The 14,589-nt window shown below is 64.9% G+C and carries 11 protein-coding genes; 4 read left to right on the top strand and 7 right to left on the bottom strand.

Annotation, left to right across the window (positions count from 1 at the left end; translation table 11 throughout):
* Positions 1-2: 2 nt before the first annotated feature.
* On the top strand, positions 3-2,378 hold the full coding sequence (treY, locus tag ASG84_RS06280; RefSeq protein ID WP_057476134.1) for a malto-oligosyltrehalose synthase: 2,376 nt from the start codon (positions 3-5) through the stop codon (positions 2,376-2,378).
* Positions 2,375-4,120, top strand: coding sequence for a malto-oligosyltrehalose trehalohydrolase (gene treZ, locus ASG84_RS06275; RefSeq protein ID WP_082520824.1), 1,746 nt, complete (start codon positions 2,375-2,377; stop codon positions 4,118-4,120). Before treY ends, treZ begins: the two co-directional genes overlap by 4 nt.
* On the opposite strand, the gene ASG84_RS06270 is transcribed toward treZ, so the two are convergent.
* Positions 4,093-5,640: an MFS transporter gene (locus tag ASG84_RS06270; protein WP_057476133.1), complete on the bottom strand. Its 1,548-nt coding sequence runs from the start codon at positions 5,638-5,640 to the stop codon at positions 4,093-4,095. The genes treZ and ASG84_RS06270 overlap by 28 nt on opposite strands.
* A 137-nt stretch (positions 5,641-5,777) precedes the next feature.
* On the opposite strand from ASG84_RS06270, the gene ASG84_RS06265 reads away from it, so the two are divergent.
* A complete protein-coding gene (locus ASG84_RS06265) occupies positions 5,778-6,302 on the top strand; it encodes a TetR/AcrR family transcriptional regulator (RefSeq protein ID WP_057476248.1) in 525 nt (174 codons plus the stop codon).
* A 1-nt stretch (position 6,303) separates the two neighbouring features.
* On the opposite strand, the gene ilvA is transcribed toward ASG84_RS06265, so the two are convergent.
* Positions 6,304-7,659, bottom strand: coding sequence for a threonine ammonia-lyase IlvA (gene ilvA, locus ASG84_RS06260; RefSeq protein ID WP_057476247.1), 1,356 nt, complete (start codon positions 7,657-7,659; stop codon positions 6,304-6,306).
* Between the two features lie 158 nt (positions 7,660-7,817).
* On the bottom strand, positions 7,818-8,252 hold the full coding sequence (locus tag ASG84_RS06255; protein ID WP_032379532.1) for a nitroreductase family deazaflavin-dependent oxidoreductase: 435 nt from the start codon (positions 8,250-8,252) through the stop codon (positions 7,818-7,820).
* Positions 8,253-8,417: 165 nt separating this feature from the next.
* Here ASG84_RS06255 and ASG84_RS06250 point away from each other — a divergent pair, with 165 nt between their 5' ends.
* A complete protein-coding gene (locus ASG84_RS06250; RefSeq protein WP_057476132.1) occupies positions 8,418-8,684 on the top strand; it encodes a hypothetical protein in 267 nt (88 codons plus the stop codon).
* On the opposite strand, the gene dnaE is transcribed toward ASG84_RS06250, so the two are convergent.
* The 4 genes from dnaE to lspA form a co-directional block, all read right to left on the bottom strand.
* Entirely contained in the window at positions 8,655-12,191 is a 3,537-nt protein-coding gene (gene dnaE / locus ASG84_RS06245; RefSeq protein WP_057476131.1) for a DNA polymerase III subunit alpha, read from the bottom strand. The two genes, ASG84_RS06250 and dnaE, sit on opposite strands and share 30 nt — an antisense overlap.
* A gap of 147 nt (positions 12,192-12,338) precedes the next feature.
* Positions 12,339-12,998, bottom strand: a complete 660-nt coding sequence (locus ASG84_RS06240) for a hypothetical protein (protein WP_057476130.1) — start codon at positions 12,996-12,998, stop codon at positions 12,339-12,341.
* Positions 12,998-13,924 (bottom strand): RluA family pseudouridine synthase, encoded by a 927-nt coding sequence (locus ASG84_RS06235; protein WP_057476129.1) that lies wholly within the window; start codon positions 13,922-13,924, stop codon positions 12,998-13,000. Before ASG84_RS06235 ends, ASG84_RS06240 begins: the two co-directional genes overlap by 1 nt.
* Positions 13,921-14,565 carry a signal peptidase II gene (lspA, locus tag ASG84_RS06230; RefSeq protein WP_200936514.1) on the bottom strand — a complete coding sequence of 215 codons (645 nt, stop codon included), beginning with the start codon at positions 14,563-14,565 and terminating at the stop codon, positions 13,921-13,923. The genes ASG84_RS06235 and lspA overlap by 4 nt, the downstream gene beginning before the upstream one ends.
* Between the last annotated feature and the right edge of the window lie 24 nt (positions 14,566-14,589).

Here is a 14,589-nt window from a genome sequence, read left to right as displayed (position 1 = left end):
ACATGCCGCTGCCCACCAGTACATACCGGTTACAACTGCGGGGCGATGCCTTCACCCTGGCCGACGCCTCCGACGTGGTCGATTACCTCCACGACCTCGGGGTCACGCACCTGTACCTTTCGCCGATCCTGACCGCGACCGACGGGTCGACTCACGGCTACGACGTCACCGACACCTCGACGGTCTCGGCCGCCCTGGGCGGTCGAGATGCGTTGACGCAGTTGCACTCTCGTGCCGCAGAGCTGGGCATGGGGATCATCGTCGACATCGTCCCCAACCACGTCGGAGTGGAGGATCCGCGGCAGAACGCGTGGTGGTGGGACGTGCTGCGACGCGGCCGCGACTCCGAGTACGCGACGTACTTCGACATCGACTTCGGAGCCGACAACGGCGTCGACGGCAAGATCGCGATCCCCGTTCTCGGTAGCTCGAGCGACGTGGGTGAGCTGACCGTCGACCGCTCCGAGGAGCAGCCTCTGCTCGCGTTCTACGAGCACCGCTTTCCTATCGCAGACGGCACCGACGGCGACGACGCGCAGGCCGTGCACGACCGTCAGGCCTACCGGTTGGTGAGCTGGTCCGATGGGCTGATCGGATACCGACGATTCTTCTCCGTGAACGGCCTGGCAGGAATCCGGCAAGAAGACCTCGACGTCTTCACCGACTCCCATCGCCAGGTGGCCGGCTGGATCGAGGACGGTCTGATCGACGGACTTCGCGTCGACCATCCCGACGGGCTGGCCGACCCTGCCGGTTACCTGACCGAACTGCGTGGACTGCTCGGTCCCGACCGCTGGCTGGTCATCGAGAAGATTCTGGCCGACGGTGAACCACTGGACGAGTCGCTGCCCGTCGACGGTACGACCGGATACGACGCCCTGGCCGCGGTCGGCGGAGTGTTCGTCGACCCCGAGGGCGTGCATGCGCTCACCGCGCTGTCCCAGGTGCGCTCGGGCATCGCCTACGACGCCGAGACCTTGCACGAGACCGAGTTGGATCTCAAGACCGCCGTTGCGCGCGGCGACCTGTCACCCGAGGTGCGACGCCTCGCTCGGGCCGCAGTTCGAGAGTCCGGCACCACCGTCGACCTCGAGTCCGTCATCGACGCGATAGTTGCCGTCGTCGCGGCCGTCCCGGTTTACCGAACCGACTACGCCCCGCTCGCCGGTGTGCTGCCGGGCGTGATCGCTGCTGTCGGCGAGGAGCAGCCGGAACTGGCCGGCGGTTTGGGCGCATTGGCGACCGCCCTCGTCACCGGTACCGAATCGCCGGTCCGATTCGATCAGGTCTGTGGTGCTGTGACCGCCAAGGGCGTCGAGGACTGCCTGTTCTACCGCGCCAACCGGTTGATCTCCCTGCAGGAGGTGGGCGGCGACCCGAGCCGCTTCGGTTGCAGCACTGCGTACTACCACCTGACCAATGCCGATCGGGCGCGTCGCTGGCCGGCGGCGATGACCACCCTGTCGACTCACGACACCAAACGCGGCGAGGACGTGCGGGCGCGCATCGGCGTGCTGTCGCAGACCCCCGAGTTGTGGGCTCGCTGCATCACCGACTGGGAAGAGCTGACCCCGAGCCCCGACGGAACAACGGGAATGTTCCTGTGGCAGAACCTTTTCGGTGTCTGGCCGGTCGACGGCGTGATCACCTCCACGTTCCGTGAGCGCGTTCATGCTTACGCGGAGAAGGCAATTCGCGAGGCCGCCCTCCGCACGACGTGGACTGCTCCGGACGAGGAGTTCGAGTCCGCGGTACACGGCTGGCTCGACGCCATCTTCGACGGTGCCGTCGCTCGCTCGATGACCATGCTGGTCGACAAGCTGGCTCCACACGGCCATTCCGACGCACTAGGGCAGAAGTTGTTGAACCTGGCCGGCCCCGGTATCCCCGATGTGTATCAGGGCACCGAGCTGTGGGAGGACTCGCTCGTCGACCCCGACAACCGCAGACCGGTCGATTACTCGGTCCGTCGGTCGATGCTCTCCGCGTCGAACACCGATGCGCTCTCCATCAGTACGGGTGCAGCCAAGCTGGCCGTGGTTCGCTCCGCGTTGCACGTGCGCCGCGAGCGGCCGGAGAGCTTCGTGGGCGGCACCTACGCGCCGATCGTCGCGGACGGATCTGCCGCCGAGCACCTCGTCGGATTCGCACGCGGCCCGGTTCCCGGAAACGCCGACGTGATCGCACTGGCGACCAGACTCTCGCTCGGCGTATCCGAAACGGGCTGGGGCGAGACGTCCGTGACGCTCCCCGACGGCCGATGGCGCGATCGAATCACCGACTCCGAACACACGGGCACCGTCTCGGTGGCTGAGCTATTCGCCTCACTCCCGGTCGCACTTCTGGTGCGTCACAACGAAGAGGGGTCCGCGCAGTGACATCCTGGGCAGCGACTCGGACATTCGAGGTCTGGGCACCGTCCCCCGAGACGGTCCGATTGCAACTCGACGACACGGTGCATCCCATGCAGCGGTCCTCCGACGGGTGGTGGCGCGCCGACGTCGATGCCACCCCGAACTCGCGTTACGGCTACCTGCTCGACGACGCAGACAAGGCGCTGCCCGATCCGCGGTCGCCGCGGCAGCCCGACGGCGTGCACGAGCTGTCCCAGGTCTTCGACGTCGATGCCACGCTGTGGACCGACGCGGCCTGGACCGGACGACAGTTGCCCGGCTCGTCGATCTACGAGCTCCACATCGGCACGTTCACTGATGAGGGCACATTCGACGCGGCCATCACCAAGCTCGATCACCTCGTCGATCTCGGAGTCACTTTCGTCGAGATCATGCCGGTCAACGGGTTCAACGGCGAGCACAACTGGGGCTACGACGGCGTGCTCTGGTACACCGTGCACGAGGCGTACGGCGGCCCAGAAGGCATGCAGCGCTTGGTCGATGCCTGCCACGGCCGCGGCATCGGGGTCGTGCTCGACGTGGTCTACAACCACCTCGGCCCGTCGGGCAACTATCTCGACCGCTTCGGCCCGTACATGACCGAGGGGGCCAACAGCTGGGGCCAAGCGATCAACTACGCCGATGCCGACTCGGGCGAGGTGCGGCGCTACGCACTCGACAACGCGCTGCGTTGGTTCTCCGACTTCCACATCGACGCGTTACGTCTGGATGCAGTACACGCGATAGTCGACCACACCGCGGTGCATCTGCTCGAGCAGCTCTCGATCGAAACCCGGACATTGTCAGCACATCTCGGTCGTCCACTGACATTGATCGCCGAAAGCGACCTCAACGATCCTTCGCTGATCACCGCACGGTCGGGTGGCGGTTACGGACTCGACGCGCAATGGGACGACGACATTCACCATTCGATCCACGCGGCCGTCTCGGGTGAACGGCAGGGCTACTACGGCGACTTCGGTTCCCTTCAGGGTTTGGCGACCACGCTGCGGCAGGGGTTCTTCCACGCCGGTACGTATTCGAGCTTCCGCGGCCGGGTCCACGGCCGCCCGTTGGATACGCGCCGAATTCCGGCAAGTTCGCTGGTGACCTATACGACCACTCACGATCAGGTCGGCAACCGCGCGATCGGCGATCGACCGGGTTTCTACCTCTCCCCCGGCCAGCTTGCGATCAAGGCCGCACTGGTGTTGACCTCGCCCTACACTCCCATGTTGTTCATGGGTGAAGAGTGGGGAGCGTCGACGCCGTTCCAGTTCTTCACCTCTCACCCGGAGCCCGAGCTCGGTAAGGCCACCGCCGAGGGCCGCAAGGCGGAATTCGCCGAACACGGTTGGGACAAGAGCGATATCCCGGACCCACAGGATCCCGAGACCTTCACCCGGTCGAAGCTGAACTGGTCGGAACTGGGCGACGGCGACCACGCACGACTGCTGGCCGTCTACCGCGATCTGCTGAGGCTGCGCCGCGACCGGACCGAACTGACCGACCCGTGGCTGGACCACGTGAAGGTGGACTACGACGAGGACGCGAAGTGGATCGTCATTCGCCGCAGCCGTCTCAGCGTGGTGTGCAACCTGTCGGAATCCGCTGTCACCGTGCCGGTCGGCGGCTCACCACTGCTCGAGTGGGAGCCGACGACATCGAACAAGACCGGCTCTGCCACAACGGTTCCCGGTCACTCCTTCGCTGTACTGGAGTCCTGACGCTGCCGTAGGTTGACCAGCACGAACACGGCGGTGATCGCCAGCACCACCGCGGTGGCGACGGCCGCGACATGCATGCCCGAGACGAAGGCAGCATGCGCGGAGTCCAGTAGAACCGTCGCCACCGAGTCCGGCAGCTCACGGGCCACCGCGTCCGCGCCACCGAGCGTTTCGGCGGCTCTGGCACCGAGTTCGGGTGTGAGCAGCGAGGTATCGATCCCGCGGCGGAAGATGGCCATGACGACCGTGCCGAGAATCGCTACTCCCAGCGCGATCCCCAGCTCGTACGCGGTTTCCGACACCGCGGACGCAGCCCCGGCTCGCTCGGGTTCGACAGCACTGACCACAAGGTCCGAAGTCAGTGTGAGCGCGAATCCGACACCTGCACCCACCAGAACGAATCCGGCAATGAACAACGCCGGACTCGTGTCCGTTCCGAGACCGACCAGAATGCCTGCGCCCGCAGCAGCGGCGACCATTCCTGCACCGAGGACTGTGCCGACGGTGAAGTACCGAACGAGAACCGCGGCGAGCAGTGAGGTCACGATGCTGGCGGCCGTACCCGGTAGCAACAGCAGCCCGGCTTCGAGCGGACTGCTGCCCAGTACGAGCTGCAGGTACTGCGAACCGAAGAACAACACGCCGGCGAGTGCGAACACGGACAGGAAGTTCGTGGCCACACCCGTCGAGAACGCGCGATTGGCGAACAGCCGCAGATCGATCATCGGAGCGTCCAGAGTTCGCTGTCGTCGGACGAACAGCACACCTGCGATCACACCGACTACGGCAGACACCACGTAGGCCGGGTGAAGACCGTATGCTGCGATCTCCTTGACCGCGAACACCATCGGGACGATCGCCAGCATCGACAGTGCCGAGCTGGGTAGGTCGAAACGGCCCGGGTTCGGATCCTTGAACTCGGGAATCACCAGCGGACCGAGCGCAATGAGCACGAGCATCACGGGGATATTGATGAGAAACACCGATCCCCACCAGAAGTGCTCGAGCAACCAACCGCCCACGAGCGGACCGGCAGCGGCACCGCCACCGGCCATCGCGCCCCACACGCCGATCGCGGCCACTCGCTGCCGCGGGTTCAGGAAGATGGTCCGAATCAGGCCCAGCGTCGCCGGCATGAGCGTCGCGCCGGAAATGCCCTGCAACACTCGCGCTGCGATGAGCATCTCCGCGCTGGTCGAAACGGCCGCGATGAGCGAGGCGATACCGAAGCCTGCGGCACCGATCAACAGCAATCGGCGACGGCCGATTCGATCTCCAAGGGTGCCCATGGTGATGAGCAGGCCGGCCAGCACGAACGAGTAGACGTCGATGATCCACAGCAGTTGATTGCTCGTCGGTGCCAGATCCGCACTGATGAAGGGCAGCGCCAAATCGAGAACGGTGCCGTCTACAGCGATGAGCAACACGGCGAACGCCAAGACCACCAAACCCACCCAGTCCTTCGGGGTGGCTCGATGCTCGAATGCTTCCGTCGCCTCGTGCACCGAACCGGTGCGCATGTCACTCACTACGTCTCCTACGTTCTGCGCTCGGTGTGCCGGCCATGACCGGGTCCGTAGCGTCCACTCGCACCAACCGTCCAGCCGGTACAGTGAACGAGAGTACTCCTAACCGTCCAGCCGGTAAAGTGACTTTCATGTCATCGGATACCCGCGACCGAATTCTCGATTCACTCGAGACGCTTCTCCTCGAGCACGGTATGACCAAAGTGACTCTGGACAGCGTCGCCGCAGCCGCCGGGGTATCGAAGGGCGGCTTGCTGTATCACTTCAAGACCAAGGACGCCCTGGTTGCTGCCATGGTCCGGCGGCTCGCCGTTCAGGCCGATCAACAGCGCGCCGACGCCGCCGAGGGTGGCACCTCCGTGGCGGAATGGTATCTGCAGCCACCCGATCTCATCTCGGAGAAGGAAATCGCGCTGTATCGCTCCACACTGGCGGCACTGCGCAGCGTCGACGGGAATGCGGGCGAGGTGCAAGACGCCGTCACCGACATGATGCAGCAGTGGGACGAGGGCTTACGCACGGAGATCGACGATCCGGTCCAGGCCGAAATCATCCGACTTGTCGGCGACGGGATCTACCTCGGTGCCGTGCTCGATCTACCGGCCGTGGACCCCGAACTGCACAAACGCGTCGTCGACCGCCTGCTCGGTCGCTGACTCAGGTCAAGTAGCGGTACACCGGAGAACCCGGCTCCAGCTGCTCCACCTGCAGGTGCGATGACCTCATCCGCTCGAGAAGCGAAGAAAGGCCGTCAGCTGCGCCGAGTTGAATACCGACGAGCGCGGCACCCGTCTCCCGGTTGTTGCGCTTGACGTACTCGAACAACGTGATGTCGTCCTCGGGCCCGAGCACCTCGTCGAGAAAACGACGTAGAGCGCCGGGCTCCTGCGGAAAGTCCACCAGAAAGTAGTGCTTGAGGCCCAGATGAACGAGCGATCGCTCGAGAATTTCGCCGTAGCGAGAGACGTCGTTGTTGCCGCCGGACACCAAACACACGACGGTGCTTCCCGGCGCGATGTCGAGATGCTCGAGCGCTGCAACGGCCAACGCGCCTGCAGGCTCGGCGATGACGCCCTCGTTCTGGTACAGCTCGAGCATTGCGGTACAGACCGCGCCCTCGTCGATCTGGGTGATCAGAAATGCACCGGGGCCGGAACTGTCGAACACCGGCGCGGTGATCAGCGGCAACGAAGCGTGGGACACCACCGTGGCACCGAGCGACTGCAACGCCGCGTACGGCACGTCGCCGATGCGGCGGACGGCAGCCCCGTCGACGAACGGATCGATCTCGGAGAGCGTCACCGGACCACCGGCGATCAGCGCGGCGGTCATGGACGCGGCACCGGACGGTTCGACACCCACCAGAGACGTCTGTGGTGCGCGCTCACGGAGGTAACTGGAGATGCCGGCGATGCATCCGCCTCCGCCGACGGGCATCACGACGACATCGGGTGCCCCGCCCAGTTGATCGATCATCTCGGCCGCGATGGTTCCCTGCCCGGCCACGGTTCGCGGATCGTCGAACGGCGGCACCATGGTGGCACCGGTGCGGGCGACATCGGCGGCTGCGGCAGCTGCCGCGGCATCGAACGTGTCGCCGATGACGATGAGCTCCACGAAGTCACCGCCGTGCACGCGGATTCGGTCGCGTTTCTGCTTGGGGGTGTTCGCCGGAACGTAGATGCGACCGTGCACCTGCATCGAGCGACACGCGAACGCCACTCCCTGAGCGTGGTTGCCCGCGCTCGCGGTGACCACGCCGACAGCCCGCTCGGCATCGGTCAGCTGGTCCATCAGATTGTAGGCACCACGAATCTTGTACGACCGCACGATCTGCAGGTCCTCGCGCTTGAGGTAGACACTCGCACCGGTCTCCGCAGACAACCGCTCGCACAACTGCAGGGGTGTGGCAGCCACCACCGACGAAATTCGCACCGCAGCTGCATCGATATCGGCAGCGGTGACCGCTACCGACGATGGGTGCTGGGTGGCGAGGTCAGGGGATGAAGACACCAGCACATGCTGCCACCAGCGTGGAACGGTCCCCAACTCGGGACCGGGTGAGCGCCGACCGGTGCTGATCTTCAGCGTGTGCCCACCGAATATTCGGATACCCAGCTGGACAGGTGGGCATCCGAATAACGAGTGGGCAGACGCGCCCCCAACCGCCTTCAGACGCGCGCGAGAACGAAGACGGGAATCTCGCGATCGGTCTTCTTCTGGTAGTCCGCGTAATCGGGGTAGGCCGCCACCGAGCGTTCCCACCACACGGCCTTCTCGTCGCCGGTCACCTCGCGAGCGACGTAGTCGTGCTTCTCGGTTCCGTCCTGCAACTCGACGAGCGGCTCAGCTTTGACGTTGTGATACCAGACGGGATGCTTGGGGGCTCCGCCCAGAGAGGCCACGATGGCGTACTCGCCGTCGTGCTCGACCCTCATCAACGGCGACTTGCGCAGCTTGCCGCTCTTGTTCCCCTTGGTGGTCAGCAACACGACCGGCATCCCGTTCATCGTCGTGCCTTCGGTCCCGCCGGAGTTCTCGTAACGCTCGGCCTGCTCACGGGCCCAGTCGGATGAACTCGGTTCGTATTCTCCTGTCAATGGCATGGTTTTCAGTGAACACCTCCCGGGCGCGTGACGCTACGAGATCGACGACATTGCCTGGTCCGACGGTCAAGTTCGGTGGACCGAATCTTTCGATGGGTATAGTCTGAACTTCGCGCACCGGACACCCGAATCATCACCACACCCGGCGCAGCAGAGGAGAACGCGATGACCTTCACGAGCACCCGCATGAGCCATCGACCCACCGCCCTGCGCAGCGTCGACGTGGCGGGAATCGCGTGGCCGGTCTACAAACTCGAAGCCCTCGCGCTGGGATCGTTCGTGTTCGTTGCGACACTCGTCCTTGCCGGCTCGCTGCACGCAGCGGTACTCGCCGGTGCTGCACTTGCCGTCGCGGCCTGGTGGACGCTGCGCCTTACCGAGCTACACCCGACGGCACCTGCGTCACCCGGTCAGGCAGCCGGGTCCCAGTAGCGCCTTCAGGTCTCCCATCAGCGCCGATGTCGGCGTGACGCGGAGACTGTCGTCCAGCTTCATCGTGGTGATCTTGTCGCCGCTGACCAACCGAAGGTGCACATCCGAGGTTCCCGGGTGGCTGGACAGGACTCGTTTGAGGGCTCCGACCTTGTCCGCCGTGCACAGCCGCGTCGGCAAACTGACCGCGAGCGGCTTGTCGATACCGATCGCCGAAAGATCGGGCACCGCAAGGTCGTTCGCGATCAAGGAGACCCGGTCGTCGCGCACCGACACCCGACCCTTGACGAGTACCACCGAGTCCTCGGTGACATCGGCACCGAACACCGAGTACGCCTGCGGGAAGAACAGCACTTCGATACCACCGGCCAGATCCTCGAGCTGAGCCGACGCCCACGTCAGACCGTTCTTGTTGATCCGCCGGTTGACCGAGGCCAGAATTCCGCCGACGGTGACCTGAGTGCCGTCCTTGATGTCACCTTCGAGAATGGTCGGGATGTTGCAGTCGGACTTCGCGGCGAGCATGTGTTCGACGCCCAGGAGCGGGTGTCCGGAGACGTACAGGCCGAGCATCTCGCGTTCGAGGGCGAGCCGGTGCTTGGATTCCCACTCCTCGTCGGGCACCCGCACGTTGAACACTGCCGAGATGGACTCGTCGGCGTCCTCGCCGCCGAACAGATCGAACTGACCTATCGCCTCGGCTTTCTTGGTGCCCATCACTGCGTCGATCGCGTCGGCGTGAATGAGCATCAGGCCCTTGCGCGGATGGTCGAGCGAGTCGAAAGCGCCTGCCTTGATGAGAGATTCGGTGACCTTCTTGCTGCACGCGATGGCGTCGATCTTGCCCAGGTAGTCCGAGAAATCGGTGTACTTCGACTTCTCCGATCGCGCCCTGATGATCGAGGCGACCACGTTGGTGCCCACGTTGCGCACCGCACCGAGGCCGAACCGAATGTCTTTGCCGACCGACGCGAAGTTCAGCTCGGATTCGTTGACGTCGGGAGGCAGCACGGTGATGCCGAGCTTGCGGCAGTCGGCAAGATAGATCGCAGCCTTGTCCTTGTCGTCGCCGACGCTGGTGAGCAGGCCGGCCATGTACTCGGCCGGGTAGTTCGCCTTGAGGTAGGCCGTCCAGTACGACACCAGGCCGTAGCCCGCCGAGTGCGACTTGTTGAACGCGTAGCCGGCGAACGGCAGCACGGTGTCCCACAGTGCCTTGATGGCCGCCTCGGAGAAACCGTTGTCCAACATACCCTGCCGGAACCCGGCGTACGCCTTCTCGAGCTCGGAGAGCTTCTTCTTACCCATGGCGCGACGCAGCAGGTCGGCTTGGCCGAGGGTGTAGCCGGCGACCTTCTGCGCCAGCTGCATGATCTGCTCCTGGTAGACCACCAGGCCGTACGTCTCACCGAGAATCACCTTGAGTGGCTCTTCGAGCTCGGGGTGAATCGGCTTGACCTCTTGTCGACCGTTCTTGCGGTCGGCATAGTCGTTGTGCGAGTTCATGCCCATCGGACCCGGGCGGTACAGAGCGAGAACTGCGACGATGTCCTCGAAGCCGGTGGGCTGCATGCGGCGGAGCAGGTCTCGCATGGCGCTGCCGTCGAGCTGGAAGACGCCGAGAGTGTCTCCGCGCGACAGCAAGTCGAAGGTCGCCGGATCGTCGAGCGGCAGAGCGTCGAGGTCGATATCTATTCCGCGGTTGGCCTTGATGTTGTCGATCGCGTCACCGATGACGGTGAGGTTGCGCAGGCCGAGGAAGTCCATCTTGAGCAGGCCGATGGCCTCGCACGACGGGTAGTCCCAGCCGGTGATGATTGCGCCGTCCTGTGCGCGCTTCCACACCGGAATGGCGTCGGTGAGCGGCTCCGAGGACATGATGACCGCGCAGGCGTGTACGCCTGCGTTACGGATCAGGCCTTCGAGGCCCTTGGCCGTCTTGTAGATGGTCGCGACGTCGGGATTCGAGTCGATGAGCGCTCGAACCTCGACGGCTTCCTTGTAGCGCTCGTGCGCGGGGTCGGTGATGCCCGCTACCGAAATGTCCTTGGCCATGATGGGCGGCGGCAGCGCCTTGGTGATCTGATCGGCGATGCCGAAACCGGGCTGGCCGAACTGCACACGCGCGGAGTCCTTGATGGCGGCCTTGGTCTTGATGGTGCCGAACGTGATCACCTGGGCGACACGATCGCTGCCCCACTTCTCGGTGGCGTAGCGAACCATCTCGCCGCGGCGACGATCGTCGAAGTCGATATCGATATCGGGCATCGACACGCGCTCGGGGTTGAGGAATCGCTCGAACAGCAGACCGTGCGGCAGCGGGTCGATATTGGTGATGCCCATGGCGTACGCGACCAGCGATCCAGCGGCCGAGCCTCGGCCCGGCCCGACGCGAATGCCGACGGCCTTGGCGTGGTTGATCAGGTCGCCGACCACGAGGAAGTAGGCCGGGAAGCCCATCTCGAGGATGACCTTGATCTCGTACTCGGCCCGCGCGAGGTAGTCCTCGGCCGGGCCGTCGGGGAACCGACGCTCGAGCCCGGTCATGACCTCGTGACGCAACCAGGTGCCCTGGGTATGACCCTCGGGAACCGGGAAGATGGGCATCCGGTCTCGGTGCGCCCACACCTCGTCGTACGGCTGGACTCGCTCGGCGATGAGCAGCGTGCTGTCGCAGGCACCGGGCACCTGGTCGTCCCACAGTGCGCGCATCTCGGCGGCCGACTTGAGGTAGTAGCCGTCACCGTCGAACTTGAAGCGGGTGGGATCGCTCAGCGTCTTACCGGTCTGAATGCACAGCAGCGCCTCGTGGTTCTCGGCAGCGTCCTTGGTGACGTAGTGGCAGTCGTTGGTGGCCAACGGCGGGATGGAGAGCTTCTTGCCGATGTCGAGCAGGCCCTCGCGAACGCGGCGCTCGATGGACAGGCCGTGGTCCATCAGTTCGAGGAAGAAATTGTCCGGTCCCCAGATCTCCTGCCACTTGGCGGCAGCTTCGAGTGCCTCGCGCTCCTGACCGAGACGAAGCCGAGTCTGCACCTCCCCTGACGGGCATCCGGTGGTGGCGATGATGCCTTCTGCGTGCGAGGCGATGATCTCCTCGTCCATACGCGCCCATTTGCCGAGCTGACCCTCGATCGACGCGAGTGACGACAACTTGAACAGGTTTCGGACGCCGGTGGCGTTCTCGGCGACCATCGTCATGTGCGTGTACGCACCGCTGCCGGAGACGTCGTCGGACTTCTGGCTCCGATCGCCCCACAGCACGCGCTTCTTGTTGAACCGCGACTCCGGGGCGATGTAGGCCTCGATACCGATGATCGGCTTGATCCCGGCCTTCTTGGCCTCGTTGTAGAACTCGCTGGCCCCGTACATGTTGCCGTGGTCGGTCATCCCGACCGCCGTCATCTCCAACCGCGCCGCCTCGGCGAACATGGCCCCGATCTTGGCGGCACCGTCGAGCATCGAATATTCGGTGTGGTTGTGCAGATGAACGAACGAATCGGCCACGAAGGTTCTCTCCTGAAGGTCGTGCGTTTTCGAAAATACGAGCCGCGAATGCACTCACTCTAAGCGGTGGAACCGACAGAATTTTCGTAGCTGTCGGTGTGTCCTGGGAGGACGTGACGCGTGTGACGAACGAGACTGGAGTTGACCTCATTCGGTCGGAATCGGCCCGTCGTCCGGGAGCGGTCCGACGGTGTCGACGTACTCCGGAAGCAACGGCTCGACGGCGAACTTCCCGGACACCGCGTCGGGCGGAAGCGCCTCCACCGCTCGCACTCCGTCGCGGCCTGCCACCTCGCTCAGCTCGGCCGGCGTGCCCCGCACCACCAATGTCACCACGCACGCGCATCCGCCCAGCAGCCGGCGCTGCGACACGGCCTCTATCTGCGCCTGCCGGTCCCCTGCGCCGAACGATTCCTGGATCTGGCCGGCAGCGCGTGCGGTCGAGTTCAGCACCGACCGTTCACTGCCCGGAACGCCGACCGTGAGTATCGGAGTTTGCACGCGATCGAGCGGTACCCGGAAGAGCACCATCGAGATGCGCACGTCGTTCGCGGCGGCATAGGCCTGTTCGGCGGTGAGTTCGCGATCGAACGACACAGAGCCCCAGCGGGGTTCGGCATCGTCGGCGAGCAGGCTCGTCTCGGCACGAGCCAGGTAGTCGGTGACCTGCTCACCGCTGTCCGGACCGAGCCGGTCGGTACCGACACCCAGTTGGCGTTGCGGGTTCAGGTGCCCGACGACGGCCAGGCCCCCGACCACCAGAAGGGCGGCGGCGAGGAGACGGACCACGCCCGAGAATCCGCGCATCACGCCTTCCGTAGCACCTCGAGGGCATGTTCGAGGTCGGCCGGATACTTGCTCTCGATTTCCACCCAGCGGCCGTCGGACGGATGCGCGAAGCCGAGCGAACGTGCGTGCAGCCACTGACGTTCGAGGCCCAACCGTTCGGCCAGCCGCGGATCGGCCCCGTAGGTCAGATCCCCGCAGCACGGGTGCCGCAGCGCCGAGAAGTGCACTCGAATCTGGTGCGTGCGGCCGGTTTCCAGGTGCACGTCCAGCAAACTCGCGGCCTGGAACGCCTCGACGGTGTCGTAGTGGGTCACGCTCGGCTTGCCGTCCGCGCGCACAGCGAACTTCCAGTCGTTGCTGCCGTGTCGTCCGATCGGGGCATCGATGGTTCCACTGCTCGGATCCGGATGTCCTTGCACAAGAGCGTGATAACGCTTGTCGATGGTCCGCGCTTTGAACGCGCGCTTGAGCACGGTGTACGCCCGCTCGGACGTCGCGACCACCATCACCCCGGATGTTCCGACGTCGAGGCGGTGCACGATGCCCTGCCGCTCGTGCGCACCCGAAGTCGAGATTCGGAACCCGGCAGCAGCCAGACCACCGATCACGGTCGGGCCGGTCCAGCCCACGCTGGCATGAGCAGCGACACCGACGGGCTTGTCCACGGCCACGACGTCGTCGTCGGCGTAGAGAATCTCCATGCCCTCGACCGGTTCCGCTTCGATCGTCAACTCACGCGCGGGCTCGGGCAGCGTCACTTCGAGCCACGAACCTGCAGCCAAACGATCCGACTTGCCGACGGCACCGCTGTCGACCGATACGGAACCCTCCTCGGCCAGTGCTGCGGCGACGGTACGCGAAAGCCCCAGCAATCGAGCGAGCCCGGCATCGACCCGCATTCCGTCCAAGCCGTCGGGCACCGGCATGGAACGCGATTCCCTCACGAGTCGGCCGTCTTCGGATCGTCGGACTTCGTCACCCGTTCGCCGTTCGGCTCGAAACCGAACAGGCTCAGCGCAACGAGGAGAATCGCCCCACAGACGATGGACGAGTCGGCGACATTGAACACCGGCCACCAGCCCACCGAGACGAAGTCGACGACGTGGCCCTGGAACGGACCGGGGGCGCGAAAGAAGCGGTCGATCAAGTTGCCGAGTGCGCCGCCGAGAACCAGACCCAATCCCAGCGCCCACCATGGTGACCGCAAGGTACGACCGATCTTGATCACACCGATGACGACCGCGACGGCCACCACCGTCAGCAACCAGGTCATGCCGGTGGCCATGGAGAACGCCGCACCCGGGTTGCGGACCAACCGCAACGTCACCACGTCGCCGACGATCTCGATCGGATTTCCGGGCTTAACGAAGTGCACGACCAGAATCTTGGTCACCAGATCGAACACCAGAATCACCGCCGCGATGGCGATCAGCAGTCGAGTTTTCAGTGGCTTCACGGGCCTGGCGACAGCGCTGTCGGAGTCGGTCCCCTTCGGGGCCGCGGTATCGTTCGGTGCCGAGACACCGCTGGTCTCGGGTGTCGGGTCGTCGGCGCGGTCTTCACTCACCCGTCCATCATGGCGCATCGGCCGCGGTGGACACTCATCCGT

This window comes from Rhodococcus sp. Leaf278 (assembly GCF_001426085.1).
Lineage (GTDB): Bacteria > Actinomycetota > Actinomycetes > Mycobacteriales > Mycobacteriaceae > Rhodococcoides.
The sequence above is the reverse complement of the archived record's forward strand: the minus strand, read 5'-3'. Positions and strand labels throughout refer to the sequence as shown.